The sequence below is a fragment of the Enterocloster aldenensis genome, from assembly GCF_003434055.1.
In the GTDB taxonomy this organism is placed as follows: Bacteria; Bacillota; Clostridia; order Lachnospirales; family Lachnospiraceae; genus Enterocloster; species Enterocloster aldenensis.
The window spans coordinates 107,008-132,843 of the sequence record NZ_QVEX01000003.1 but is presented as its reverse complement, the minus strand read 5'-3'; the positions used below and the strand labels follow the sequence as shown (position 1 = coordinate 132,843).

Here is a 25,836-nt window from a genome sequence, read left to right as displayed (position 1 = left end):
TCTCGTCTCCTTATATGGCATCCCAAAGCCCCTGCTGCCGGTCCGTTACGGTTTTGTGGGTCTGTTCAGGTCTATTGCCGTCATTGCCTTAAAAGCAGTCTTTCTGCGTCCTATAACCCCATCATCTTATAGATGGCATCCATATCCAGACTGGACCGCAGCACATCTGCCAGCTTGTCATACTGCTGCTGACGGTAGGCACTGTAATCCCCTGCCTTTACCTCGTCCATGGATATCCCCTTTTTGGCTGCCAGGGAGGATACAATGGTCTCCGCTATCCCCGGATGGTCGAAGATACCGTGAATGTATGCCCCGTAGATATTCCCCCTGTTCCATCCGTCTTCCTTTACCCGTTTCCCATCACAGCCAGGCCGGTCCCTGTCCTGTATCTCCATCACATAGGAGACAGGACGGCAGATTACGGGTTCCCGGCGCCAGGAAACCAGCATTGCGGTATCCATGGCGCCGTTTTCCCTGTCAATGGCAGTGCGGCCCATATGGATTTCATAACCGCCGATGCATTGGCCTGACAACGGGGCCAGGACGCCGTCCAGCTCCCCAAGGGAGCCTTCCACCTGGGTACGCACCTTTTCTTCCTGGAAATCAGTGCACAGCGGAAGCAGCCCCATACCGGCTGTCTCCCTTACGTCCGCGGACTCCACCCCGCCGGCATCCCTAAGGACCTCCCCCATCATCTGGTATCCGCCGCAGATTCCCCATATGGGCACCTGTTTATGGGCCAGCTTAAGAACTGCGGCCTCCAGGCCGTTCTGCCGCATCCACAGCAGGTCATCCATGGTATTCTTTGTGCCCGGGAGAAATACCAGGTCCGGCGTCCCTAACTCTGAAACCCTGGAAACATAGCGCAGGGACACCCCGGGAATCCTGGAAAACACATTAAAATCCGTAAAGTTGGATATCCGCGGCAGACGGATGACCGCCAGGTCCACCAAACCGGATGCCTGGCCGTTTTCCAGACGGGCGCTTAAGCTGTCCTCGTCCTCAATATCCACATCCATATACGGCACCACCCCGATTACCGGTATGCCGCAAAGATGTTCCAGCATCGCGGCACCCGGGTCCAGGATGGATCTGTCCCCACGGAATTTGTTGATGATAAGCCCCTTGACCCGCTGCCGCTCCTCCTGTTCTAAAAGGGCCACGGTGCCGTAAAGCTGGGCAAACACACCGCCCCTGTCAATGTCGCCAGCCAGCAGCACCGGGGCGTCCACCAGCTCTGCAAGGCCCATGTTCACGATATCGTCTGATTTGAGGTTAATTTCCGCCGGGCTTCCCGCGCCTTCAATGACAATGATGTCATGGGACCCGGACAGCCGTTCATAGGAGGCCATGATTTCCGGAATCAGGCTGCGTTTCATGGCAAAGTAATCCCTGGCCTTCATGTTCCCCCTGGCAACGCCATGGACAATCACCTGGGAACCCACATCCGTGGTGGGCTTCAGCAGGATCGGGTTCATATCCACATGAGGGCTTATGCCTGCCGCCTCTGCCTGGACCACCTGGGCCCGGCCCATCTCCAGGCCTTCTGATGTAATATAGGAATTCAATGCCATGTTCTGGGATTTAAACGGCGCGGTCCTGTATCCGTCCTGCTTGAATATACGGCAAAGTCCGGCCGCCAGGATGCTTTTTCCCGCATTGGACATGGTTCCCTGAATCATGATTGGTTTCGCCATTATCGTTCTCCTCTGCTCGTTCAATTTGGGGATGTTTTATTTTGGGGCCGTTTCATTTTGGACCATTTTATTTCGGGCCGTTCCATTCTGGGCCGATTCATTCTGGCCCGTTTCATTCTGGCCCGTTGCGTTTTGCCCCGTTTTCCTCTTTTACCGCTTTCCCCATGTACTCCATCAGCCGCCTGTTCTCCTCCCGCGTCTTTACGCAGACCCGGTAAAAGGAGCGATTAAGGCCAGGATAATTGCTGCAGCTGCGTATGAGCACCTTGTGTTCCAATAGCCGGTGATACAGCCAGCCCTTGGGGGGCGTCTGCATATCCCGGCCCGAGGGGCTGTCCGGCCCGGTATCCCCTTCCCCCTGGAAGGCCTTGAAAAACACATAGTTGGCCCGGGACCCATACACAGTAAACCCAAGTTTTTCCAGTTCCCCTCGCATCCACTCCCGTTCCGTCCCAACCACTTCCCTTGTCCGCCTGACGAAATCCAAATCTTTAAGGGCTGCCTCGCCCGCTTTCTGGGCCAGGCCCGATACGGACCAGGGCTGCCTTACCTCACGCAGGCGTTCAAGAAGGTTTCCGTCACTGCAAAGACCGTATCCCAGCCGAAGTCCCGCCATGGAATACAGCTTGGTAAATGCCTTGAGCACAAAAAGATTGGGATATTCCCCCAGGAAAGGGATTGCGGAGCAGGCCTCCGGTTCATCCAGGAAATCACAGAAGCATTCGTCCATGATCAGGCGGGTGCCGGATTGGAGACATACCTCTGCCACCCGTCTGATTTCCCCTGTTGGCACGGGTATACCCGTTGGATTATTGGGATTGCACAGGAATACCATGTCATACGGCCTGCCTTCCCCCGCCGCCCCTATGATCCGCTGAAGAAGGGCTTCCACATTCAGTGAAAATCCTTCCTTTTCCTCCAGGAACAGGTAGTCCACGCTGCATCCGCAGGTCCTCATTGCCTGCTCATATTCGGAAAAGGCCGGGGCCGTCACCAGTCCGCGCCTTGGCATACAGCCATGGGCCAGGCCGAATACAAGATCCGCCGCCCCATTTCCGCAGATAATCCAGTCCTTTGGCACTTCATGGAGCCGGCCCAGGGCTTCCCGCAGCTTCCCGCAGCGGCTGTCCGGGTACACGCTGCACACATCTGTATGTATACAGGATGCAAGCACCTTCCTCACCCCGTCCGGAAGCCCCAGGGGATTTAAATTGGCGGAATAGTCCATATGGATTTCCTGGGTGTAGATATCCCCTCCGTGCTGATACTGCATGAATCGTCCCTCCTCTCAAACCCTTATCCGCAGATGCTGCTATCTGTAAATATTGCTTTCCGCAAATACTGCTATCTGTAAATATTGCTTTCCGCAAATACTGCTTTCCGTAAATACTGCTTTCTGTAAATACTTCTGTCTGTAAATACTTCTATCTGTAAATACTGCTTTCCGTAAAATGGCCTTTGTCATGCCAGGAACAGGGCAGCTGCCAGCCCGGCCATGAGAATCCCCTCCGCTGCAAACATGAGCCGGTTGGCCCTCTTAATATCCATGGGACACACCGGGCGGTCGTCATCCCCGATAAACGGCTTTTTGTGCAGGATGCCAAAATACCATGCGTCCCCTGCCAGCCTAAGATGCAGTGCGCCTGCACACGCTGCCTCGGCCTGGGCCGAATTAGGGCTTGCATGCTTATGCCTGTCCCGCATCAGGATGCGCCAGCCATGGACTCCGTCCATTCCCGGAAGGAAAAAGGCGGCCAGCACCATAAGGCCTCCGGTCAGGCGGGAGGGGATGAAGTTCAGGATATCATCCAGTTTTGCCGCCGTCCTTCCAAAAAGCATGTATGTTTCATTCTTATACCCTATCATGGAGTCCATGGTGTTAACTGCCTTATAGAGCATCCCCCCGGCCGGTCCGAACAGGGCCATGAAAAGGAACGGGGCCACCACCCCGTCAGATGCATTCTCCGCCACGGTCTCAATGGCGGCCCTGGCAATGCCGGCTGAATCAAGCACCGCCGTATCCCTTCCCACAATCATGGACACCTGGTTCCTGGCCCTCTCCACGTCCCCGGACTCCAGGCTGCGGCATACCTTCATGCTCTCCGTGCACAGGCTTCTGGCCGCAAGCATCTGGTAACAGAGGATGGTCTCCACGGAAAAGGGGATGATCCAAAGGGATGGATAGGACATTTGCCGCAATACACGCAGTACGGACCAGGGAATCAGGAACCACACCGCGCACATGACGGCCGTGAGGAAAAAACCGGCCGCCAGTTCCCTGGCTTCCAGCCGTTTCCTCAAGCTGCCTTCCAGCCATGAAATCATCCGCCCCATCAGACGTACGGGGTGGGGGAAATGATACGGGTCACCGAGGATCCAGTCCAGGACGCATCCGGCAAGCAGTGCCGTCCCATGCAGTTTCCATACTTCAAACCATCCAGCCATGTTCGTATTCCGTCCTCCATTTGGTCACATATTTGGTCACTTTATTCTCTGTCCCAGGCCGCATAAGACCCGCCAGACCTGTCGGGCCTCTTTGGCCGCAAGGCAGCACAGCCTGCCTGTTTCCTCCCGGTACTGCCGTTCCGCGGCATCTGCCGGAACAATCCCATAGCCGATTTCATCTGTCACAAGTATCCGGTCCGGCACATCCTGAAGCAGGGCTTTCAGGATTACTTCCATCTGCTTTTGATCCCCGGGCATCCAGGGATTCCCGCCGGCCCCTACCCCAACCTCCCGGTTCATAAGACGTCTGATAAACAGGTGGAAATCACAGCAATACCTGCTTTTCATATAGGATTCCCATCCCTCGTCCCTGCCGGACGCCCACCGGACCATTGGCGCTTCGTCCTCCGGTATCAAATTCTGCAAGGCAAATTCCCTCTTGCCCTGTCCTCTTCCTCCAATAACCAGAATCATATGATATGACCTCCAAGTCCTCCTGTCTTTAACAGGGCCGCCAGCAGGGCCAGTCCGGCCAGCTCGCATACCTGAAGGAAACAGCCGGCCAGATCCCCTGTGATACCGCCAAATTCATTTGACGACATCCTGTGATACCACCAGAATACAAGGAGATGGACCAATCCCAGGCCAAGGCTTAACGCGCATGCCCCGGCCAATCCGTTCATTTTCCATCCCAGCAAAAAGGCAATGGCCATGCATAGGGCCAGCCAGACAGCCAGCACCGCCCTGTCCGTACGTTTTACTGCTGTCCTGGCAAATCCCGCTGCCAGCCCGTCCTTTTTGGCAGATGGGAATAAGACCACCGAAAGTCCGCTGAATGCCCGTTCCATCACGAATACCAGGGCAGGCATTCCGTAAAGCAGGAATCTTAAGTCCCCTTCACAGCCGGAAAGGTACTGCACATACTCATTAGCCGCCCCCAGATACAGAAGGAGATAGACTGCCAGTGATATGACAGCGAACGCCCCCAGATGCGGGTCCTTCAGGATTTCCAGTTTTTTCTCCCGTCCGCCATAGGAGTGGATGGCATCCATGGTATCCATGAAGCCGTCCATATGGATACCGCCTGTTACAAGGAGAGGAACGGCTGCCGCTGCCAGCGCGACCGTCAGGGGATCCAGGCCAAATAAATCCAGCCCCAGATAAAACCAAAGTCCCAGCACCATGCCCTGCACCATGCCCACAAAGGGGAAAAAGCACATGACATGGCGCATCCGTTCCTCTGTCCATTCCACTGTGGGCATGGGTATCTTGGAATACATGGAAACAGCTATTATGCAGGAATAAATCCCATTCATCCGTTAATCAGCTCCTCTCCTCTGTCTTTTTTGCATCGCGGTTTTCCGTTATCCCTTCCATACAACAGGAATGCCGTACACCACTTCCACCACCTGGTGGGAACATGCCCCGAGGCGCCTGTTAACAAGTCCCATCAGGCGTATGTACTGATCCGTCCCCGGATTGTATGTGATACCGTCAGACGCCACCTCATTGGTGACAATGACCATGTCCCTGACCCTGGGTGCCAGGGAGAGGATATCACCGGCCAGTTTGCCTGCCAGTCTGTTAATGGCGGCATTTCCAAGCTCCTCCACGCTGTCTGCAAACATCTCGTTGGCAGCCAGGTTGGACACGCACTCCAGAAGCAGGGCGGCATCCTCCGGGGCATCCTCCTCCTGATTGCTGCTGATACCGGACAGGGCCGTATCCACGTTTACCGGGCATTCCACCGTGATGAATCCCTTCCCCCTGCGCAGTTCCTGGTGGCGCAGGACCTTTGCCTTCCCCTCTTCCCCATACACGGTCATGGTCGCCACATAATAGCGCACCGGGCAGCCGGAGGACATCACAAGGTGTTCCGCGTACTCTGATTTGCCGCTGCCGCTGCCGCCTGTCACAAGATATATCACAGGCCATCCCTCCCTTCGGACTTCATGGAACGCTGTTCCTGCGCTGTCAGGGGCAGATATGTATCAGACCAGGTGTTCATACCGGCCTACCTGGATTTCCTCAAAACTGCTCATCTGATTGTACACGGCTGCCGCCATGTCAAGAAGGGGGAAAAGCGCTGCCGCACCCGTCCCCTCTCCCAGACACATTCCTGCCCGGATGGCAGGGCGGAGCCCCAGGGCCTCCAGCACCATTTCCCCGGCAGGCTCTGCCGAAACATGGGATGCCAGCAAAAAGTCCCTGACCCTGGGGCAGATTCCAACTGCTGCCAGGGCTGCCGCACCGGTAATCAGGCCGTCCAGCACCGCCGGCAGGCGTACCATACCGCATCCGATGTAAAAGCCGGCCAGGGCCGCCAGGTCAAATCCCCCTACCTTGGCAAGCACGTCCACCGGGTCCGTCCTGTCCGGACAGTGAAGGGCAATCCCATCTTTTATGACCTGGATTTTCCGGCTGTATCCATCTGTGGTAAGGCCTGCGCCCCGCCCGGTCACCTTCTCCGGCTCCTGGTCCAGAAGCACGGACAGTACTGCGCTGCTGGTGGTTGTATTGCCAATCCCCATTTCCCCGGAACCGGCCAGCCCGTATCCCTTTTCTTTCAGTTCAAAGGCAGTCCTGATACCCGCCTCCATGGCCTTGAGGGCCTGCCCGCGGCTCATGGACGGCCCCTTCAGGAAATTCCGGGTGCCTCCTGCAACCTTTCTTGGCAGCAGGCCGGGAATGGAATCATGGCCTGCGATTCCCACATCAATGGGGATTACATCCGCACCGGCCTTCCTGGCCATGATGCAGACACAGGAACAGCCCTTTGCCATGTTCCCCGCCACAATGGCAGTAACCTCCTGCCCGGTCTGGGTCACCCCCTCCTCCACGATTCCATTGTCAGCGCACATTACCACAATGGCCTTTTTGCCGATATCAACCGCGGCTGTGCCGGATGCCCCTGCAATCCGCACAATGTCCTCCTCCAGGACACCCAGGCTGTTCAGCGGCTTTGCCACCTGGTCCCAGCGTCTGAGGGCCTGTTTTACGGCTGTCCCATCAGCCTCTTTAACTGATTTTACCATTTCCTCAAGATTCATGTCCCATCTTCCTTCCAAATACAATGCACCTGTCTGCAAACCGCGCTGCAAAACCAGGACAGGAGGGATAATATAAATGCGGGAAACCGGCCATCACATTTCCTCTGGTCCGCATGCAGCGCCATGACCGGCCGCCCGCCGGTTTCCTGGCCGTCATCCTGTATTCCTCATCCCGGCACTCACAGTCCCAGTAATGGAACTCATGTCCCTTTATCTCCATGCCCGGCAGCATGTACGGAAGGATTCCGTCCGCGCTGAGGGTGATATAACCGAAGCGTCCCTTTCTGTCCCCCTTAAAGCCGCGGCCAGGCAGGACGCCTGCCATGGGATAATCCTTTCCGTCAATGCCCTGTAGTGTATCAAGCAGATAGAGATATCCCCCGCATTCCCCCAGTATGGGCATTCCCCTGGCGGCCGCGGCCGCCACCGAATCACGCATGGATTGGCCGGCGGCCAATTCCCCTGCATGGTTCTCAGGATATCCTCCGCCAAAAACCAGGCCGTCCAGATCATCCGGTATCTTTTTATCATGAAGGGGGCTGAAGTATACCAGCCTGGCCCCTGCACGTTCCAGGGCATCCAGATTATCCCTGTAGTAAAAACAGAACGCCTCATCCAGCGCCACACCCAGGGAGAATTTCCTGTCTGTTCTTTTTTCACATATATGAGTGACGGACGTGGTCCTGTCTTTTCCACACCGTGGCATGGGGGTATGTGCACTGCAGGAATCTTTCTGCCCTGGTTGGGCAGGATGTGTCATGCCGGAATCTGCCTGGCCCGGTTGGGTACGATGTCCCGGCATGCCGGAACCCGATTGCCCCATTTTTTCCTTACCGCTGCAAACCATGGCCAGCACATCCAAGTCCACGGTATTTTCCATGCAGTCGGCCAGCCGTTCCATCTGTTCCTTAAGCCCGTCAATCTCATCCGGCAGGACCAGCCCCAGGTGCCGGCTTCCCACCTGCAAAAACCCAAGCTCCGGCACATAACCGATGACCGGGACGTGAAGCTGTTCCTCCACCAGCGCCTTTATCCTTCCATATATCATGGGGGATATGCGGTTAAACAGCACACCTCCGATCCGGCTGACACACTTTATTTCCTTTCCCCCTTCATCCCTGGGTACGTATTCCAGGAACCCCTTAACCTGGGCTGCCAGCGACAGGCTGGCCCCCTTGGCGTCCACCACCAGGATGACAGGCAGTTCAAGAATCTGGGATATTTCCCAAGAACTTCCCTTAACGGAAATTCCTCCCAAGCCATCAAAGTATCCCATGACCCCCTCAGCCACCACAAAACAACCGGGAGTTATGTGGGATATTTTCTCACGCATATGGTCCGGTTCCTCAAAAAAGCTGTCCAGGTTCCCGCTTTCCAGTCCCAGCACCTGGTTGTGGAACAGGCCGTCAATGTAATCAGGGCCGCATTTAAAGGGGGCCGGGTTCCATCCTCTCCTGTCAAGCAGCTTAAGAAGGCCGCAGGTAATCATGGTCTTTCCGCTGCCGCTTTTAGGAGCCGCTATCATAACTCCTGCCATTGAATCTCCTCACTGTCCAAAGATGGGTTCTGCATCACCGCAATATATACCGGGTTCTGTGCTTTTGGCATATGATAAGCGCCCACCGTCTCCACCTTTGCCGCCCAGATTTGGGTCAGCTCCGTGTCCTGGAATCCGAAGTTCCTCATACAGTCCAAAATCTCCCCAAGGGTTTCCAGCGTAATGGCATTGGCCACTATCCTTACCCCGGGATTAGCTGCCACAAGCGCCTCCACAATTGCCTGCATCTTTCCGCCGCTTCCCCCGATAAAGGCATGGGTTGGCGGGGGCAGGCCCTCCATTGCCTCCGGCGCCCCGCCTTCTACAATATGGAAGCCCTGCCAGCCTCCATGGAATTTCTGGCAGTTGGACTGTATAAGCTGAAGGGCGTCCAGGCTGCGCTCAATGGCATAAACTTCCCCGTTTCCGCCCCTGCGCCGGATTTCCAGTCCCATCTCCACTGCCACGGAACCGGTCCCTGCGCCAATATCATAACACACAGCGCCATGGCCGATGCGGAGTTTTTCCAATGACAGCCTGCGCACCTCTGACTTTGTCATGGGAACCGGTCCCCGGATGAATTCGCTGTCCTCAGGCCCCTTGACCGGATAAAGCTGTTCCTCCAAAGCACCGTCATTTTCCACCAGGACACAGGCCAGGCTTCCAAAAGGCCGGTGTTCATCCTCCATGATAAGCTCGGCCGGCGTCATGGCCCAGGTAATGCGCTCATCTTCATAGGAGAGGTTTTCCCCGGCCCATATATCCACATGGCTCATGCCGCTGCCCACCAGCTGCCTGCACAGGGAGGACACGCTTCCCGGCCCGCCAAGCAGGATAAAACAGGACCTGTGGTTCCTTATATGGGCCACCACATCACACTCCCGTCCATGGCTGCTGACCGGATGCACATTCTGCCAGCTCTTCCCCAGTCTGGCGCAGAAATAGGACAGGCTGGATACGCCGGGAACGTATTCCACATCCCATCCTTCCCTCATGAATGCCTTGGCAGCTGCTTCCGCGCCGCTGTAGAATCCGGTGTCGCCGGAAAGCACCAGGGCCGCCTCCTCCCATTTGAAGCTTCCCAGCCACTGCACCATCTCACTGGGCTTGTAGGCGGAAAACACGCGCTTTCCCTCGGTGTAAGGGCGCACGCTCTCAAGCATCCGGTCTGCCCCGGTAATTACCTGGGCAGCTTCCAGGCAGTCCATGGCCCGGCCGGTAAGCTGGTCCTCACCGCCCATGCCGATGCCCACCAGATACACAACCGGCCGCTGCTCCTGGGAAAATGCGTTCTCATCTTTCATGTTCCATCCACTCCTTTATCTGCTTTTTTACATCCTCCAGGGAAATGCCTCCGGCGCTTTTTGGCCTGTCAATCAGCAGGGTCCGTACCCCCGCTGCCCTGGAGGCCTCCAGCTTCTCCTCCATGCCCCCGGTCTTTCCTCCATCTTTTGTCACAAGAAACCGGCATTTGAACTCCCTTAACAGGGCCAGGTTCATTTCCATTGAAAAAGGGCCCTGCATGGCAATGATATGGCGTCCTTCATATCCCAGCGTCCTGCACATGTCCACGGATTCCACGGACGGCAGCACCCTGGCGTATATCCTCTTACGGTAATCAGGAAGGCTGCAGAAAGCAGAAAGCTCCTTAACGCCCGTGGTAACCAGTATATTGCCCTCCTGTCCCGCCAGCCACTGAACCGCTGCCCTTACATCCGGCACACGGATGACGGGATTGTCCCAGGCCCCGCTTTCCCTCCGCAGGCACCGGATGAACAGGATGTGAGGAAATGCCGTACAGGCCCGCCTGATATTTTCCGACACCTCTGCCGCATATGGATGGGTGGCGTCAATCACCATCCCGGGCCGGACTTCTTCCAGCAGTCCCTCCATGGACTTCTGGTCCAGGCGGCCCTGCCGGATATCCAGAAGGCGGTCATCCGGGCCTTTGCCATCTGTCCCGCCGGCCAAACCATCCTGTACCAGAACATCCCGTCCATACTCCGTTGCCACACACACAACGGTCCGGCATCCAAGGCCTGTCAGATATGCTGCCAGCAGACGCCCCTCCGTTGTCCCTGCAAAAAGGACCGCCTTTCTTTGCCCCGGCTGGCCGCCTGTCTCTTTCCTGTGCTTCCATGCCTTATCATCCCTCATACCTGTAACCTCTGGGAGTTACCATATACTGCCCGATTTTCCTTGTGCGCGGGCTGCCTATGTAGACCGTGGTAAACATATCCACCGCCCTGTCTTTTATTTCCCTGAGGCTCATCACCTCCATGTGCTGCCCTTCCCTGCCTATATTGGATACAAGACCGCACACCGTATCCCCGCACCGGTACTTAAGGATCCGCTCACATGCCTGCCTGAAATAATCCGGTCTGCCCTTGCTGGCCGGATTATACATGCAGATGACAAAACCGGCCCGGGCAGCCGACTCTACCCGGTCCCATATATCGTCCAAAGGAGTCAGCCTGTCACTGAGGCTGATGACTGCAAAGTCATGCATCAAAGGCGCTCCCAGCACCGCGGCGCCCGCGCTGGCAGCCGTAACCCCGGGCACGATTTCCACCTGGACTCCGGGATATTGTCCTGCCAGTTCCAGTATCAGCCCCGCCATTCCATAGATGCCCGCGTCGCCGCTGCATATCATTGCCGTGTCATTGCCCTCCATGCAGCATTCCAACGCCCTGCGGCACCGTTCCTCTTCCCTTGTCATTGCCGTTGTCAGGAACTGTTTGTGAGGAAAATGCTCACGGATAAGATCCACATAAACCGTATATCCGGCAATGACCTGGCAGCGCTTTAAAGCTTCCAGGGCATCGCCTGTCATCTGGTCCATGCTTCCCGGTCCCATTCCTACCACATACATGGTACCTGGCCTGATATATCCCGTATCAGCCGAATGCAGCCTGTAGCCTTCATCCCCTGCAATTACACCTTTTACACCCCCGCTCTCCTCAGCAGCATTAACAGCATCTCCCTGTCCTGCCCTGAATTCAGTGGTGAATACGGGATCATACAGCCTGGACCGCTCATATCCGCCCTGGGCCACACTGTCCCCCACTATGATCAGCGCCGTCTTCCTAATCCCTTCCCGCTGTGCGGACTCCTGCAGCGTACCCACGGTGCAGCGCACCACCTTTTCCTCCGGCCACGTGGCTTTATAAACAATGGCTGCAGGCGTATCCTGCCTGTATCCCCCCGCCGTCAGTTCCCGTGACAATTCCTCCAGCATACCCGCGCTCAGGAATATGACCATGGAAGCCCCATGGGCCGCAAAGCTGCGTATGGATTCCTTTTCCGGAACCGATGTCCTTCCAGCCATCCTGGTGATTACCACGCTCTGGGTCACGCCGGGAAGGGTATATTCCATCCCAAGGGCAGATGCCGCACCGCATAAGGAACTTACGCCAGGACATATGTCATATGGGATTCCTTGCCTGTCCATCCAGTCCATCTGCTCCCGGATAGCCCCATACAGACACGGGTCACCTGTGTGCAGGCGCACCACGGCAAGCCCTGCCTGGTAGGATTGTTCCACAACAGCCATCACCTCTTCCAGCGTCATCCCGGCGCTGTCGTAAACAGCGGCCCCTTTCCTGGCAAAGGCCAGAAGTTCCGGATTCACCAGGGAACCGGCATAAATAATCACGTCAGCCTCCCCAAGAAGCCGCTGTCCCCTTACCGTTATCAGGTCCGGGCTGCCCGGTCCTGCTCCTACTATATGTACCATTGAATATCCGCCTTTCATAATCATGAATTTTCAAACACGCTCCAGCAGCCTGGCCGCTCCTCGGGTGATGCCGAGGATTCCTCTCTCATTGGTAAATACCACTGCTTCAATCTCCAGCCGCCCGGCCGCACGCCTTTTTAAATGTTCATCCACACGTTCCATCACCAGATCCATTACCTGGTTCCTCAGGCCTTCCCTGGTTTCCAACAGCCGCAGGCCTTCGTCCACCGTAATGGCCTTCAGAAGCCGGCTGACCAGATAAGCGTCTGCCCCGCAGGCAGCGCCGTAGGCTGCCAGCACCTCCATACGCCCATCGGCCACGGACGAGTGTGTGTTCATGATCCCAGCCGCCAGTTTGATGAGCTTGCCTCCATGCCCCACCAGCAGGATTCCTTCTGCGCCTTCTTCCACAGCCATATCAATGGTGTTTCCAATGAAATTGCTGCATTTTACAGCCTGTCCAAGCCCAATCTTCAGATGATCCCTCAGAAATGCTTCCCCGTAGTTCCCCGGCGTCACCACCAGACGGCTATGTCCTGCCAGCACTTTCTGCCGCAGTTCCAGGCGGATGGTTTCCAAAAGCGCTGTTTCACTCATGGGCTCCACCATGCCGCTGGTTCCCAGGATGGAGATTCCTCCCAGGATACCAAGCTTGCTGTTAAAGGTACGCCCGGACACCTCCAAGGCCCCCGGTACGCTGATTTCAATCCACAGCATCCCCCGGTACCGGTATCTGGCACAGATATCCTCCACCTGTCTGAAAATCATCTGGCGCGGCACGGGGTTAATGGCTGCTTTCCCCACTTCGCAGCTTAATCCTTCTTTTGTAACCCTTCCTACCCCCACCCCGCCTGTTAACCGGAGGCAAATCTCATCATTTTTATACTCATAATACCCACCGGCATGATTTTCCACATCATCCGCGGCATTTTCTTCCCAGTCAAAGCTGACCCTGGAATACACCACAAGGCCGTCCGTCACATCAGGGTCATCCCCCGCATCCTTCCTCACGCCGCAGGAAACAGAGTGCCGCCCCATGGAAATATCCTCCACTTCCAGATCCAGCCGTATGCCCTTTGGCGTTTCAACCGACACCTGCCCTGTCCTGTTCCTCCCAAGCAGCATAACGGCAGCCGCCAAGGAAGCCGCTGCCGCACAAGTACCCGTGGTATATCCCCATCTCAATTTTTTCTGATTCTTATAGATGTATGAGTCTCCCATCGTATCACCTGCTGTCTATCCTCTGACTTATAAACTAAAAGTATAGCATATCTATCTGTATTTCTCAATGTCTAATTTGAAGGGCTCCACGGCAGCCGCCACCGTCACGCCGCCGCCGGCCTCCTTGCCGAACAGCAGCCTTCCTCCCCCTGCCATACATGCCCGCTCGCAGACATTGCCAATCCCCACGGTCTGCTCCACAAAGGATGACTCCGTGAAGGTACCGCAAATCTGCCCAAGCTCAGCCGCGCTGTAAAACCGCAGGGCCCAGCCCCGCTTTCCTGCCAATGCAAGCAGGGCCGGTTCCTCTTTCTTTCGGTCAATGGACGCCAGCGCCTTGACTGACGCAGGGTCTATGCCATGTTTCCTAAAGCCTTCCAGGACCTGCTGTTCCAGGACCAAAGGCTCCACTCCCCTGCGGCAGCCCACACCTGCCACAACTGCCTTGGGAACCAGCCTGAGCACATGGCAGGGTCCGGCAGCCACCAGACTCCGTTCCAGCGCCAGGGCGCTGTCCCTCACCGTAATCCATATATTATATTCACCTGGATCCGTGCAGCAGCCCCTGGGCACGCCAGCCGACCAGTCCCCAAACTCATGGAAGAACCCCACTTTCCCTCCGTCCAGAAGCCTGGCAGACACCTGCCTGGCCGCCTCCCGGTCTGTCAGGGCCAGTCCATTGGCAGCCGCGAATACATCCACTGCAAAAAGCCCGTTTACATCAGTGGCCGTTGTAATCACAGGCACTGCCCCGATGCATCCGCTGATCCGTTCTGCAAGGGCATTGGCCCCGCCCACGTGGCCGGACAGGATCGGGATAGAAAAGCAGCCCCCTTCATCCACCACAACCACCGGAGGGTCCGTCATCTTGTCCTTTATAAACGGCGCAATGGCACGCACCGCAATCCCAGCCGCCCCGACAAACACAATGGCACTCTGTTCCCGGAACATGGTCCCGGTCCACTGGCTCAGGGACATGTCCCGGCATCTTATGCGCCCTTCCACATCCCCTGCCCCACAATATGTATCCAGGAAACGGCCAGGCACAAACGCAGTGCACTCATCCGCCCCGCTGTTTAACCTGCCGGCCAGCTGGCAGCACAGTCTGGTTCCCCTGGCTGTAAAACTGGTTATACTGATTTTCAATCCCCTGCTCCTTTATCCGTAGTCTTCCATCCGTACTTCCCCGTCCTCCCATCCATATTCCTGGATCAGGCTGCCAGGAATGACAGGCCGGCCAGACCCTTCCCTGCCGGGTAGCCTGGCAGGAATCCCCTGGAGTCTCCGTATCACACAGCTCCAGGGCATCCTTTGGCCGGGATGGACACGTTTTAGTATAATAGATATTTATTCCTGTTGCAATGCCTCATTTTTCATTTCCCTCTTACGCTTTGTAATCAGGCCGCCGATCCGTCCGCTTTCCTTTGCGGTAAGGCTCCTCCATCCGCTTTCCATTACCTTTGAATCCAGGCCCAGTTCCTGGGCAATCTCGAATTTCAGCTGGTCCTGGGGACTTAAATTATGAGGGTCAAAGGGCTCTGCCTTTTTTGCTTTTCCCATGATATGCACAACTCCTTTCATATAAGTACAAAAGGATTATGCCCAGGCAGGGGGTACCCTATACGGTTCTTACAACTAATTCCAATTACTCTTGCTTTTTAACTTGTTGTATATTATACTGAATTTGTATCTGTTGTCCCATTATATACAGTTGTTTGACTAAATTTTCACAAAAGTTGTAGGGTTTTGTGACTAAATCATAGAAAGGAAGCGCAACGTGAATATCGCAGTAATTGATGACTCCATAGATGATGCGCGACAGCTGGCCGGATTCGTGTCCACTTATTTTTCCGATGCCCACATCAGTCAGAAAACCACTATTTTTAATACTGCAGCCGACTTCCTTAACATCTGGCATACCGGAGGATATGACCTTGTTTTCATTGACATTTACCTGAAGGGGGAGGCCTCCGGGATCCGGATTGCCGAGCGTATCCGCCGGGACGATGACCAGTGCACCATCATCTTTACCACCAGCAGCACGGATTTTGCCCTGAAGGGATATGAGGTGCGGGCCCTGGATTACATGTTAAAGCCGCTGCGCTACGGAAAGTTCTGCCAGACCATGGATTATTTCCGTTCCGTATCCCAGAGAAAGCGCAGTCATTACATAGAAGTAAAAGAAAGCCGGATCATGGTCAAGCTGCCCGTTGATGACATCCTCTATACGGATTACAGCAACCATTACATCCAGATCCATCTGCAGGACAGGCTTGTGAGGACTTACATGCGTTTTCACGATTTTTCCAGCCTGCTGCTCTGCTATCCCCAGTTCATATGCTGCTACAGGAACTGCATCATCAATATGGACAAGGTGACATCCCTGGAAAAGGCTGAGTTTGTCCTGAATACCGGGGAACATCTGCCGATTACAAGGACACTGCGGCCGCAGATCCATCAGCATTATGCTGATTACCAGTTCCAGAAGTTAAATGGAGGTATATGATGTATCCTGTCAGTATCCTGCTGGTATGTACAATCCTGGCTGAGTTATTATATGTCATCCTTCCCTTCCTCCTTACATTCCGCAAAGAATGGAGATATTCTGCGGCTAAAATTACAGGTATTCTCTTGGGATACCTTTTTTTTGTGTGCGTGCTCACCTGCGCTGCATTGAAGCAAACCCCTGAAAGGATCCGTCTTCCATGGAACTGCATGATCATGGCGTCCCATGTCCTGGTCTGCAGATGGATGGTAAAGACAGATCTTCAGGTCACTGTCTATTCCCTGTTCCTGTATAAGAATTTTGTGGATATATCCACTTTCTTTGCAGGCCTTCTGGACGTTTCCCGGAATATCCCGGCCAGTACGGCTCCCATATCCAGCGCCGGCTTTGCGTATCAGCTTCTTTTCCTCACCCTGATTGTTTCCAGCGCATATTACCTGCTGCACGGGCACCTGGCCCAGGCCGTGGAATACACGCGTCCGCTTCCGGTATGGAGCCGCCTTGTCTCCATCCCTGTCCTGTTTTTCATCGTGCATCACTTTGACGTGGGTTATATTATGCCAAAACAGTTCATGGCCACACATACCAACGCATTCTTTTCCGTTATCTGCTGGCTGACATGCATCTACACCGTGCACTATGTGACCTTAAGGATACTTTCCAGGCTGGCCCAAAGCTATGCTGCCAGCGAGCAGTACAGGACCACGCGTCTCCTTGCCAGCGTACAGACCTCCCAGATGGCTACCCTTCAGTACAATCTGGACCAGCTGAAGAAAACACGGCATGACTACCGCCATCACCTGATTACCATAAAAGGACTTCTGGAGGAAAAGAAACCTGACTGCGCCCTGGAATACATCAATGAATACCTGGGCAGTTTTGAGGCCCTTTCCACAATCCAGTACTGTTCCAATATTTCCTCCAACGCCATTTTGAATTACTACATCCATCTGGCCAGGAACCAGGGCATCGGAGTGGAGACCTCCATCTCCCTGCCCGAAGCCCTCCCCCTGCCTGATACGGACTTCTGCACCATACTGGGCAACCTTCTCTCCAACGCAGTGGAAGCCTGTGAACGCCAGACATCCGGCATCCCCGCCATTGCCATCAATATAGGCCAGGCAGGCAAATCCATGATTGCGCTTTCCATCCGCAACACCTATACCCATGCCATCCGCCTGAAGGACGGGCGTTTCCTGTCCTCCAAACGGGAGGACCTGGGTACGGGCACCTCCTCGGTGCGGTATCTTGTGGAGCGGTATCATGGCATCCTCAAATTCACATACGAGAACGGGATTTTTGAGGCCTCCCTGCTGCTGAACCCATTGATGAAATAGTCCAAAGCCAAGAATGGGCCCATAAAAAGGAATATTAAAAAAGGCTATGGATGCATACCGCGCCCATAGCCAGTCCCTTAATGCTTTGCCACATCCCCGCAATTCACCTATCGCGGGCTTATGGTATTATTCTTCTGTGTACTGTGAAATATCCACGTCAGCCACATCAGCATCCTGCTGTACAGGTGCCATCATAGCCTTGATGCTCAGGCTGATTTTATGGTCTGCCTCGTTAAAATCAACGACCCTTGCCTCAATCTCCTCGCCAATCCTCAGCACATCAGCAGGCTTTTCCACATGCTCCCTGGAAATCTGGGATACATGAAGGAGTGCGTCCACGCCTGGCTCCAACTCAACAAATGCGCCAAAATCAGTCATACGTGCCACACGGCCAACCACGATATTGCCAACCGCATACTTTTCAGATGCCTGTACCCATGGATTTGCCTCCGGGAACTTCAGGCTCAGGGCAATCTTCTCGCCCTGTATGTCCTTAATCAGGACCCTTACCTGGTCGCCGGCCTTGAATACCTTCTTGGGATTCTCAACACGGCCCCAGCTCATCTCAGAGATATGAAGCAGTCCGTCAGCGCCGCCCAGGTCAATGAATGCGCCGAAGTCAGTTACGTTCTTAACGGTTCCTTCCACTGCATCACCAATCTGGATCCTGGAGAACAGTTCTTCCTTCAGCTGTGCCTTCTGTGCAACCAGCAGCTGCTTTCTGTCGCCGATAATCCTTCTTCTCTTAGGATTGAATTCAGTGATGACGAACTCAATATCCTGTCCTGCATACTTGGACAGGTCTTTCTCGTAGCTGTCAGATACAAGGCTTGCCGGGATGAACACCCTTGCGCCCTCAACCTCGACGCTTAAGCCGCCGTCCAATACCTGCGCTACCTTTGCGGTCAGGACTTCCTGGTTCTCAAATGCTTCCTCCAGGCGCTTGTTGCCCCTGTCTGCCGCCATACGCTTATAGGATAAAGAAACCATGCCCACGCCGTCATTCAGCTTAATGACCTTGGCTTCCATCTCCTCACCAATCTGTACTTTGGTAGTCAAATCTACATTACTGTCGTTGCTGTATTCATCACGGGTAATAACGCCTTCCGACTTATTCCCTGCAATACTCAGTATAATCTCATCTTTGCTGACTTCGATGACCTGACCGGTGACTATCTCTCCTGTACGTATTGGTTTGGTTGATTCTTCCTCTTCCTTTAATAACTCTGCAAAACTCTGCTCTGCCATTCTGGTATGAACCTCCTCAATAATCTTTTTTGGGGTGGATGCCCCAGCTGTAATACCTACGCTGCGCACAGAAGATACACTATCAGGATCTAAATCGCCGAGTGTCTGAATGTAAGACGTATTCTTACACTCCTTGAGGCAAATTTCATATAGCTTCTGGGTATTGGATGAATGCCTTCCGCCAATCACAATCATGGCGTCTACCTGAGAAGCAATCTTCGCCGCCTCCACTTGTCTTTCCTGTGTTGCATTGCAAATCGTATTTAAAACACTACTATCATAACCCTTTTTTAAAAATTTTTCAACTAATTCTTTAAATTTGTTGTAATTAAATGTCGTTTGGGACACGATACAAAGCTTTTTGCCCTGGGGAAGGACATAATTATCCACCCCCGCCCCATCCTTTACGACCGTAGTGTACTCATTCCCCCATCCCCTGATTCCTTCCACCTCCGGATGTTCCGGACTGCCGATGATCACGACCGCGTCCCCTGCCCCGGAGTGCTCCGACACAATGCGGTGGATTTTCTTCACAAAGGGGCAGGTGGCGTCCACTATCTCCACCCCGCGCCCTTCAAGGATGTCATAAATATGGCGGCTGACACCGTGGGAGCGGATGATCACGGTTCCCTGTCCCTTTGGCAGGAATCTGAGGGCGGCCTCATCCTCCAGCACCATGACCCCCTTTTCCTCCAGGTCCTTGACAACCTCCTCATTGTGTATGATGGGGCCAAATGTGTAGATAGGGCCTTTGGCCTTCCCTGCCTTCAGGGCGTCTATCTGCTGGTACACCTGGTCCACTGCCCGTTCCACGCCAAAGCAGAAGCCTGCGCTTTTTGCCACCACTACCTGGCGCCCCGTCCCTTCCCGGCTCACGCGCCCACCTCCAGACCGCGTTCACAGGCAATGCGGATAATGGCATCCGCCACCTGCTCAATGGTCATCCCGGAGCTGTCTAACAGAACGGCATCCTCGGCCTGCCTGAGCGGGGAGTGCTCACGGTTCATATCCCGGTAATCGCGCTCCCTGATGTCCTCCTCAATCTCCTTCAGGGTGCACCCCACGCCCTTTTCCGTCAGTTCCTTGAACCGGCGGCCTGCCCGTACCTCCACCGAGGCGGTCAGATAAATCTTGGCAGGTGCATCCGGAAGCACGCAGGTACCGATATCCCTGCCATCCATGATCACATCCGTCTTTCTTGCCAGCTCCTGCTGGAGTTCCACCAGCTTCTTCCTTACCGGCGCATAAACGGAGGTGGCCGAAGCCATGCCGCCCACCTCCTCGGTGCGGATAAGGCCGGTGACATTTTCCCCGTTCAGCATGACCTGCTGTGCCCCGTCCTTGTAACAGATGGTCACATCCACATCCCGGCACGCGCGGGCAATGGCTTCTTCATCCCCGGGGCTGATTCCCAGCCGGATAAAATGTAATGCCATGGTTCGGTACATGGCGCCTGTGTCCACATACACGAATCCAAGTTTTTCTGCCACCATCCTGGCTATCGTACTTTTGCCGGCTCCTGCCGGACCATCCACTGCTATGTTAAAATGTCCCATGTATCCAGTTCCTCTCCTGTCTTTTTGTATCTGGTAGGGCGGTGTCTGAAACGTCATTCCCTGGCAGCCCCCTTGCCGGCAGCCCAGCCCGTGGACCATGCAATCTGCAGGTTATACCCGCCTGTAACCGCATCCAGATCCAGTATCTCCCCTGCAAAGTACAGACCCCGGACATGCTTGGATTCCATGGTCCCGGGATTCACGTCCCGGACCGATATGCCGCCCTGGGTAATGATTGCCTCTTTGTAATCCCTGAGGCCTGTGAGGGTAAACTCCAGTTCCTTGGTGGTCCGCACCAGTCCGGACCGTTCCTCTTTCGTAATTTCATTGACCTTTTTATCCGGGTCAATGCCGCTGCGCTTTATGATGACCGGAATCAGCTTGGCCGGATACAGATGGGTCAGCGAGTTTTTAAACTGCCTGTTCCTGCTTTCTGAAAAGTCCCGCAGGATCCTCTCATCCAGATGCTCCCTTGTCAGCGCCGGCTTAAGGTCAATGACCAGCCGCAGGGGCTGTTTCCTGATGGCCTTGGCTGCAAATGAGCTGGCGCTCAGGAGCAGCGGGCCGCTGACGCCGAAATGTGTGAACAGCATTTCCCCGAAATCCCGGTACAGCTCTTTCCTGCCAGCGTATATGGCCGCCTCCACGTTCTTAAGGGACAGCCCCTGCAATTCCTTTACCGTATCCAGTTCCCCTGCCTCAAAAGGCACCAGGGCCGGGGACAGGTCTGTAATCTTATGGCCGCACTCCCTGGCCCATCCATATCCATCGCCCGTGGAACCGGTGGCCGGATAGGACAGGCCGCCCGTGGTCACGATCACGCGGTCCCCGCTTTGCACACAGCCGCCCACACGGATTCCCCTGCACACGCCGTCTTCCACGGCCAGACCTTCCACCCTGTGGTTCAGGCGGACTTCCACCCCCTCCCTCTTTAAAATAGAAGAAAGGGCTGCGATTACATCAGACGACTTGTCCGACTCAGGGAATACGCGGCCGCCCCGCTCCACCTTCAGCCTGAGTCCGGCCTGTTTAAGCAGCTCCATCATATCCTGGTTTGTAAACCCGTAAAAGCTGCTGTACAGGAACTTGGGGTTATTCACCACCGCTGCCAGCATTTCCTCCATATCACAGGCATTGGTCACATTGCAGCGCCCCTTGCCCGTAATGAATATCTTTTTGCCCAGCTTCTCATTCTTCTCAAACAGGTGCACGTGCGCGCCTTCCCTTACCGCTGCAATGGCAGCAACCATGCCCGCCGCCCCGCCGCCTGCAATTATTATCTCTTTTGTATTGCTCATCTTTTTTCTTTTACTTCCTTAATTTTCTTTTCCAGGGCATCCACAACCGTCCTTAAGACCTTTACCCTGGCATACCGCTTATCATTGCCTTCCACCACGATCCATGGCGCATAGGTGGTGGAAGTGCGCACCAGCATCTCGTTGACCGCTTCCTCATACATGTCCCACTTCTCGCGGTTGCGCCAGTCCTCGTCCGTTATCTTCCACTGCTTCATGGGATCTGCCTGGCGCTCCTTGAACCTGCGCTCCTGCTCATCCTTGTCAATATGGAGCCAGAACTTAAGCACCACGGCGCCGGCATTGGCCATGTGGGATTCCATCTCGTTGATCTCCTGGTATGCCCGTTTCCACTCCGCCTCGCTGCAGAACCCCTCAATCCGTTCCACCATGACCCTGCCGTACCAGGTGCGGTCAAAGATGGCAATATGGCCCGCCTTTGGCACATTGTTCCAGAAACGCCACAGATAGTGGTGTACCTTCTCAATGTCATTGGGCGCTGCCGTGGGGTTCACCCGGTAGCCCCTGGGATCCAGCTGGCTTGTCAGACGTTTGATGGCCCCGCCCTTGCCGCCTGCATCCCAGCCCTCAAACCCGATCACCACGGGAATCCTTAACCGGTACAGTTCACTGTGCAGTTCGGATAACCGCTTCTGAAGCTTTTTTACCTGCTCCTTGTACGCTTCTTCTGTCAGGCTCTTGGAAAGGTCAATCCCGGACAACACGCCGTTCTTAAAGCGCTCCCTGGTGGTGGCCGGCGCCGTACCCACTGTCCTACTGTCTGCTGAGGCCTTCCTTTTCTCCAGCTCGTACTGAAGCCTGTCCATGACAGAGGACACGATCTTGGTGGCAGCATAATCCTTATCCACTGATTCAATGATGGCCCACGGCGCATAATCCGTGTCTGTCTTCTCAAGCATTTCCTCATTCATCCTGAGATAGCGTTCATAGTGCCTGTTCCTCTCCCAGTCCTCCTTTGTGACCCTCCAGGAGGTTTCCTTGGAAGCGTCCAGCTTTTTAAACCGCTTTTTCTGTTCCTCCTTATCAATATACAGGAAAAATTTGATGATGACCGTCCCGCCATCGCTTAGCTGCTTTTCAAAGGACAGGATGTCCTGATAGGCGCCCTCCAGCTTGTCCTCGGTTGTCAGTCCGTCAAACCGGTCCACCTGCACGCTGCGGTACCAGCTTCTGTCAAATATGGCAATCCTGCCGTTGGCCGGGGTCTTGGTCCAGTAACGCCAGAGGAAGGGACGCATCTGCTCATCCTCAGTGGGCCTGTCGCAGGCATACACGTCAAATCCTCTTGGGTCCAGGGACTGGATCAGCCGGTTGATCTGGACCCCCTTGCCGGCTGCTCCCATGCCCTCAAACACAATCATGACCGGAATCCCCGCTGCCTTGCACTCCCGCTGCAGCAGCCCCAGTTTCCGGGAGGCCTCATCCATCACCCTGCGGTACGATTTCTTATCCACGGTTTTATTTAAATCAATCTTTTCCAGCATATGCAGTTCCTCCTTGTCTTGAAGCGCATCACCATAGGCTCTTTACTATTTTATCCAGTATACCATACTTTTTATCATTGGAGAACAAATAATCCTTTTATGCCCCTGTATAGGACGCAGGCAACGAACACAAGGCCCAGGTACCCCACCAGGGGATAGAACAGGTTCACCAGTTTAGCGAATGGAAGCATGCCCAGGATATAGGTAAATACGGTTACCGCCGCAGCCATGCCGTGTCTTCCGGTTCCCGGCGGCAGGGGAATCCGGTTGCAGACCGTCCACATCATGGTGGAACAGGAGGAAAAAATGCCCAGGACCAGTACGATGGAGAACACGACCCCCAGCACAAAGGAAATTTCCTTTGCAAGATACAGGGTAGGTACGGACAGGGACGCCGCTGTCCCGCCATGGAGCAGGATGGCCGTGTTCATGATTGCAATTGACAGGACCAGGGTGGCCGCGCCCCAGATTGCCCCCCATTTTGCGTCCTTCCTGCTTTTGGCAGTCATTCCCAGGGCAGTGAAATACGTACTGCCGCTGAGGAAATTAAGGGACAGGTACAAAACAGAACTGACCATCCAGCTGGGCGATGGCCGAAGCCCTGCCAGCGCCGTCCCATACTCCCCTGCCTGGGTGATGTTCCCAAAATCCCGGATTACGGTAACCACCCCCACAAACAAGGTAAATACGATAATCACAGGACCGATGGCAGACACGATCCGGATCAGGCGCTCAAACCCAACCAGATATGCCCCTAAGACCAGGGCCGACATAATCAGGGAGCCAATATACCGGTTCAGCCCATAATACTCAGACAGGGCGGCGCCTGCCCCTGAGACCAGGACGGCAATCAGCAGCAATAAGGTTCCCAGGACCAGCCATGAATAAAAGGTTCCCGCCCTTTTTCCGCAATAATAGGTAAAATGGTTAAATCCGCCGTCCTTTTTGTGGGCATATCCCGTGGTCATAAGCATATGCCCCAGAAACAGGAACCCAACCAGGTTCAGTACCACCACACCATAGCTGTAATAGCCATAGCTTGTGAAGAACTGGAGGATTTCCTGCCCGGTTGCAAAGCCCGAGCCAATCACCCAGGCAATAAAAGCCCCGGCGTATTTCATCACAGCCTTTTTATCACATCTGCCATCGATATTCCCCATCTTCCATCCTCTCCTGACCCTGCGTGGATTTTTTGTTTTCCCGGGCCGTGTCTTAAAAGAATGGCACGGTATCCCACCGTGCCACTCCATTCCTCATCTAAACCATCCTGTATCCCTGCACCCGGGCGGTGCAGGCATCATCCACTATCACAGCTCCGTAATCACGAAAATGTCGTAGATGGCGCGGATAGCTGTCTCAAAATCGTCATTCTCCACGCCTATGATGATATTCCATTCACTGGAACCCTGGTCAATCATCTTCACATTGACCCTTGCGTGGGCAAGTGCGGAGAATATCCTTCCGGCCGTGCCGCGGTTGGACCTCATGCCCCGGCCAACCACTGCAATCAATGCCAGGTCAGACTCCAGCTCCACCGTATCCGGCTCCACTGCCCTGTGGATGCCTGCAATCACGGACTGCTCATACTCCTCAAACTCAGGCTGATGCACATATACGGTCATGGTATCAATACCTGAAGGCATGTGCTCAAAGGAAATACCGTACTGCTCAAATACGCTTAAGACCTTCCTGCCAAATCCCACCTCGGCATTCATCATGGCCTTTTCAATGTTGATGGAGCAGAATCCCTTCTTGCCGGCAATACCGGTAACGGTATGGCGCGGCTTGCGGCAGGTGCTCTCCACAATCAGTGTGCCTTTATCCTCGGGCCGGTTGGTGTTCCTGATATTAATGGGAATCCCCTCCTTGCGCACCGGGAAGATGGCATCCTCATGAAGCACGCTGGCGCCCATGTAGGACAGCTCGCGCAGCTCCTTGTATGTAATGGTTTCAATGACCTCGGGGTCATCCACGATCCTTGGGTCCGTGACCAGCACGCCGGACACATCCGTCCAGTTCTCATACATATCCGCATGGATGGCCTTTGCCACGATGGAGCCGGTGACATCGGAACCTCCCCTGGAAAACGTCTTGACCGTTCCGTCATGGCGTGAACCGTAAAAACCCGGGATAACGGCCTTCTCCACATGCTCCAGGCGCTCGGACAGCTCCTTATTGGTCAGGTCAGGCTCAAAATTACCGTTATCGTCAAAGAAAATCACTTCCGCGGCATCGATGAATTCAAATCCCAGATAATTGGCAACCACGATACCGTTCAGGTACTCGCCTCTGGAAGCAGCGTAATCCCTTCCTGCCTTTGCCAGGAAGTCCTCCTCTATCCGTTCAAATTCGTGGTCCAGGTTCAGGTTTAAGTTCAGGCCGTCAATGATATCCATGTACCTGCTTTTGATCTTCTCCAGGATTTTCTTGTAGGACCTGCCTTCTGCCACCGCATCATAACAGGCATACAGCATATCCGTAACCTTCTCATCCTTGTCACTCCGCTTGCCTGGTGCGGAAGGAACCACATATCTCCTGGACTTGTCAGCCCTGATAATATCCGCAACCTTCTTGAACTGCCTTGCGCTGGCCAACGAACTTCCGCCGAACTTCACCACTTTTTTCATCGTATCTGTCTCCCTTGCTCTTACTTTGCACTGTCTCTATTCTTAACAAAATAAAACACGCTCTGGCCTTTACTGC

23 protein-coding genes are annotated in these 25,836 nt (G+C 54.7%); 2 read left to right on the top strand and 21 right to left on the bottom strand.

The annotated features are described in order from the left end of the window. Positions 1–110: 110 nt before the first annotated feature. The 15 genes from DWX59_RS08940 to DWX59_RS08875 form a co-directional block, all read right to left on the bottom strand. Positions 111–1,697: a cobyric acid synthase gene (locus tag DWX59_RS08940; protein WP_117558224.1), complete on the bottom strand. Its 1,587-nt coding sequence runs from the start codon at positions 1,695–1,697 to the stop codon at positions 111–113. A 112-nt stretch (positions 1,698–1,809) separates the two neighbouring features. Then, positions 1,810–2,970 (bottom strand): pyridoxal phosphate-dependent aminotransferase, encoded by a 1,161-nt coding sequence (locus DWX59_RS08935; RefSeq protein ID WP_117558222.1) that lies wholly within the window; start codon positions 2,968–2,970, stop codon positions 1,810–1,812. A 188-nt stretch (positions 2,971–3,158) separates the two neighbouring features. Beyond that, positions 3,159–4,142, bottom strand: coding sequence for an adenosylcobinamide-phosphate synthase CbiB (gene cbiB, locus DWX59_RS08930; protein ID WP_117558220.1), 984 nt, complete (start codon positions 4,140–4,142; stop codon positions 3,159–3,161). A 36-nt stretch (positions 4,143–4,178) separates the two neighbouring features. Continuing rightward, positions 4,179–4,616: a bifunctional adenosylcobinamide kinase/adenosylcobinamide-phosphate guanylyltransferase gene (locus DWX59_RS08925; RefSeq protein WP_117558218.1), complete on the bottom strand. Its 438-nt coding sequence runs from the start codon at positions 4,614–4,616 to the stop codon at positions 4,179–4,181. After that, positions 4,613–5,458, bottom strand: coding sequence for an adenosylcobinamide-GDP ribazoletransferase (locus tag DWX59_RS08920; protein ID WP_117558216.1), 846 nt, complete (start codon positions 5,456–5,458; stop codon positions 4,613–4,615). Before DWX59_RS08920 ends, DWX59_RS08925 begins: the two co-directional genes overlap by 4 nt. A gap of 48 nt (positions 5,459–5,506) precedes the next feature. Then, the gene (locus tag DWX59_RS08915; protein WP_117558214.1) at positions 5,507–6,070 is read right to left on the bottom strand and encodes a bifunctional adenosylcobinamide kinase/adenosylcobinamide-phosphate guanylyltransferase; all 564 of its coding nucleotides are present in this window, start codon (positions 6,068–6,070) and stop codon (positions 5,507–5,509) included. Positions 6,071–6,133: 63 nt separating this feature from the next. Next, positions 6,134–7,192 carry a nicotinate-nucleotide--dimethylbenzimidazole phosphoribosyltransferase gene (gene cobT / locus DWX59_RS08910; protein WP_117558211.1) on the bottom strand — a complete coding sequence of 353 codons (1,059 nt, stop codon included), beginning with the start codon at positions 7,190–7,192 and terminating at the stop codon, positions 6,134–6,136. Then, entirely contained in the window at positions 7,182–8,729 is a 1,548-nt protein-coding gene (locus DWX59_RS08905; protein ID WP_117558210.1) for a cobyrinic acid a,c-diamide synthase CobB, read from the bottom strand. The genes cobT and DWX59_RS08905 overlap by 11 nt, the downstream gene beginning before the upstream one ends. Beyond that, complete coding sequence (cbiE, locus tag DWX59_RS08900) at positions 8,714–10,033, bottom strand: precorrin-6y C5,15-methyltransferase (decarboxylating) subunit CbiE (RefSeq protein WP_117558208.1); 1,320 nt, start codon at positions 10,031–10,033, stop codon at positions 8,714–8,716. The genes DWX59_RS08905 and cbiE overlap by 16 nt, the downstream gene beginning before the upstream one ends. Continuing rightward, positions 10,023–10,886, bottom strand: a complete 864-nt coding sequence (cobK, locus tag DWX59_RS08895; RefSeq protein ID WP_117558206.1) for a precorrin-6A reductase — start codon at positions 10,884–10,886, stop codon at positions 10,023–10,025. The genes cbiE and cobK overlap by 11 nt, the downstream gene beginning before the upstream one ends. Next, positions 10,876–12,465: a precorrin-4 C(11)-methyltransferase gene (cobM, locus tag DWX59_RS08890; RefSeq protein WP_117558630.1), complete on the bottom strand. Its 1,590-nt coding sequence runs from the start codon at positions 12,463–12,465 to the stop codon at positions 10,876–10,878. The genes cobK and cobM overlap by 11 nt, the downstream gene beginning before the upstream one ends. A 30-nt stretch (positions 12,466–12,495) precedes the next feature. Then, positions 12,496–13,686 (bottom strand): cobalt-precorrin-5B (C(1))-methyltransferase CbiD, encoded by a 1,191-nt coding sequence (cbiD, locus tag DWX59_RS08885; protein ID WP_117558204.1) that lies wholly within the window; start codon positions 13,684–13,686, stop codon positions 12,496–12,498. 51 nt (positions 13,687–13,737) lie between these two features. Then, entirely contained in the window at positions 13,738–14,832 is a 1,095-nt protein-coding gene (locus DWX59_RS08880; protein WP_117558202.1) for a cobalt-precorrin 5A hydrolase, read from the bottom strand. A gap of 12 nt (positions 14,833–14,844) precedes the next feature. Continuing rightward, a complete protein-coding gene (locus DWX59_RS29595) occupies positions 14,845–14,979 on the bottom strand; it encodes a hypothetical protein (protein WP_264469805.1) in 135 nt (44 codons plus the stop codon). Between the two features lie 54 nt (positions 14,980–15,033). Next, positions 15,034–15,246, bottom strand: coding sequence for an alpha/beta-type small acid-soluble spore protein (locus DWX59_RS08875; RefSeq protein ID WP_008725198.1), 213 nt, complete (start codon positions 15,244–15,246; stop codon positions 15,034–15,036). Between the two features lie 217 nt (positions 15,247–15,463). Between DWX59_RS08875 and DWX59_RS08870 the strand changes: the two genes are divergently transcribed. Continuing rightward, entirely contained in the window at positions 15,464–16,192 is a 729-nt protein-coding gene (locus DWX59_RS08870) for a LytR/AlgR family response regulator transcription factor (protein ID WP_117558199.1), read from the top strand. Positions 16,193–16,437: 245 nt separating this feature from the next. After that, a complete protein-coding gene (locus DWX59_RS08865) occupies positions 16,438–17,529 on the top strand; it encodes a GHKL domain-containing protein (protein ID WP_235844987.1) in 1,092 nt (363 codons plus the stop codon). A gap of 126 nt (positions 17,530–17,655) precedes the next feature. Here the strand turns inward: DWX59_RS08865 and DWX59_RS08860 are convergent, their stop codons facing one another. From DWX59_RS08860 to DWX59_RS08835, 6 genes are all read right to left on the bottom strand, one after another. Then, the gene (locus tag DWX59_RS08860; RefSeq protein ID WP_117558195.1) at positions 17,656–19,653 is read right to left on the bottom strand and encodes a bifunctional 4-hydroxy-3-methylbut-2-enyl diphosphate reductase/30S ribosomal protein S1; all 1,998 of its coding nucleotides are present in this window, start codon (positions 19,651–19,653) and stop codon (positions 17,656–17,658) included. Further along, the gene (cmk, locus tag DWX59_RS08855) at positions 19,650–20,333 is read right to left on the bottom strand and encodes a (d)CMP kinase (protein WP_117558193.1); all 684 of its coding nucleotides are present in this window, start codon (positions 20,331–20,333) and stop codon (positions 19,650–19,652) included. The genes DWX59_RS08860 and cmk overlap by 4 nt, the downstream gene beginning before the upstream one ends. 53 nt (positions 20,334–20,386) lie before the next feature. Continuing rightward, positions 20,387–21,631, bottom strand: coding sequence for a BaiN/RdsA family NAD(P)/FAD-dependent oxidoreductase (locus DWX59_RS08850; protein WP_117558191.1), 1,245 nt, complete (start codon positions 21,629–21,631; stop codon positions 20,387–20,389). After that, positions 21,628–23,133, bottom strand: coding sequence for a phosphate--AMP phosphotransferase (locus DWX59_RS08845; protein WP_117558189.1), 1,506 nt, complete (start codon positions 23,131–23,133; stop codon positions 21,628–21,630). Before DWX59_RS08845 ends, DWX59_RS08850 begins: the two co-directional genes overlap by 4 nt. A gap of 74 nt (positions 23,134–23,207) precedes the next feature. Continuing rightward, positions 23,208–24,293 (bottom strand): YkvI family membrane protein, encoded by a 1,086-nt coding sequence (locus DWX59_RS08840; RefSeq protein ID WP_117558187.1) that lies wholly within the window; start codon positions 24,291–24,293, stop codon positions 23,208–23,210. Positions 24,294–24,440: 147 nt separating this feature from the next. Further along, positions 24,441–25,760, bottom strand: coding sequence for an aspartate kinase (locus DWX59_RS08835; RefSeq protein ID WP_117558185.1), 1,320 nt, complete (start codon positions 25,758–25,760; stop codon positions 24,441–24,443). Positions 25,761–25,836 lie beyond the last annotated feature (76 nt).

What these genes read in the sequence shown, in the direction of transcription:
- cobK (WP_117558206.1), bottom strand. Translation starts at nt 10,886, where the DNA reads ATGAGGGATGATAAGGCATGGAAGCACAGGAAAGAGACAGGCGGCCAG.
- DWX59_RS08940 (WP_117558224.1), bottom strand. Translation starts at nt 1,697, where the DNA reads ATGGCGAAACCAATCATGATTCAGGGAACCATGTCCAATGCGGGAAAA.
- DWX59_RS08835 (WP_117558185.1), bottom strand. Translation starts at nt 25,760, where the DNA reads ATGAAAAAAGTGGTGAAGTTCGGCGGAAGTTCGTTGGCCAGCGCAAGG.
- cbiD (WP_117558204.1), bottom strand. Translation starts at nt 13,686, where the DNA reads ATGGGAGACTCATACATCTATAAGAATCAGAAAAAATTGAGATGGGGA.
- cobM (WP_117558630.1), bottom strand. Translation starts at nt 12,465, where the DNA reads ATGGTACATATAGTAGGAGCAGGACCGGGCAGCCCGGACCTGATAACG.
- DWX59_RS08935 (WP_117558222.1), bottom strand. Translation starts at nt 2,970, where the DNA reads ATGCAGTATCAGCACGGAGGGGATATCTACACCCAGGAAATCCATATG.
- DWX59_RS08850 (WP_117558191.1), bottom strand. Translation starts at nt 21,631, where the DNA reads ATGAGCAATACAAAAGAGATAATAATTGCAGGCGGCGGGGCGGCGGGC.
- DWX59_RS08905 (WP_117558210.1), bottom strand. Translation starts at nt 8,729, where the DNA reads ATGGCAGGAGTTATGATAGCGGCTCCTAAAAGCGGCAGCGGAAAGACC.
- cobT (WP_117558211.1), bottom strand. Translation starts at nt 7,192, where the DNA reads ATGAATCTTGAGGAAATGGTAAAATCAGTTAAAGAGGCTGATGGGACA.
- cbiE (WP_117558208.1), bottom strand. Translation starts at nt 10,033, where the DNA reads ATGAAAGATGAGAACGCATTTTCCCAGGAGCAGCGGCCGGTTGTGTAT.
- cbiB (WP_117558220.1), bottom strand. Translation starts at nt 4,142, where the DNA reads ATGGCTGGATGGTTTGAAGTATGGAAACTGCATGGGACGGCACTGCTT.
- DWX59_RS08875 (WP_008725198.1), bottom strand. Translation starts at nt 15,246, where the DNA reads ATGGGAAAAGCAAAAAAGGCAGAGCCCTTTGACCCTCATAATTTAAGT.
- DWX59_RS08920 (WP_117558216.1), bottom strand. Translation starts at nt 5,458, where the DNA reads ATGAATGGGATTTATTCCTGCATAATAGCTGTTTCCATGTATTCCAAG.
- DWX59_RS08840 (WP_117558187.1), bottom strand. Translation starts at nt 24,293, where the DNA reads ATGGGGAATATCGATGGCAGATGTGATAAAAAGGCTGTGATGAAATAC.
- DWX59_RS08865 (WP_235844987.1), top strand. Translation starts at nt 16,438, where the DNA reads ATGGTAAAGACAGATCTTCAGGTCACTGTCTATTCCCTGTTCCTGTAT.
- DWX59_RS08925 (WP_117558218.1), bottom strand. Translation starts at nt 4,616, where the DNA reads ATGATTCTGGTTATTGGAGGAAGAGGACAGGGCAAGAGGGAATTTGCC.
- DWX59_RS08845 (WP_117558189.1), bottom strand. Translation starts at nt 23,133, where the DNA reads ATGCTGGAAAAGATTGATTTAAATAAAACCGTGGATAAGAAATCGTAC.
- cmk (WP_117558193.1), bottom strand. Translation starts at nt 20,333, where the DNA reads ATGGGACATTTTAACATAGCAGTGGATGGTCCGGCAGGAGCCGGCAAA.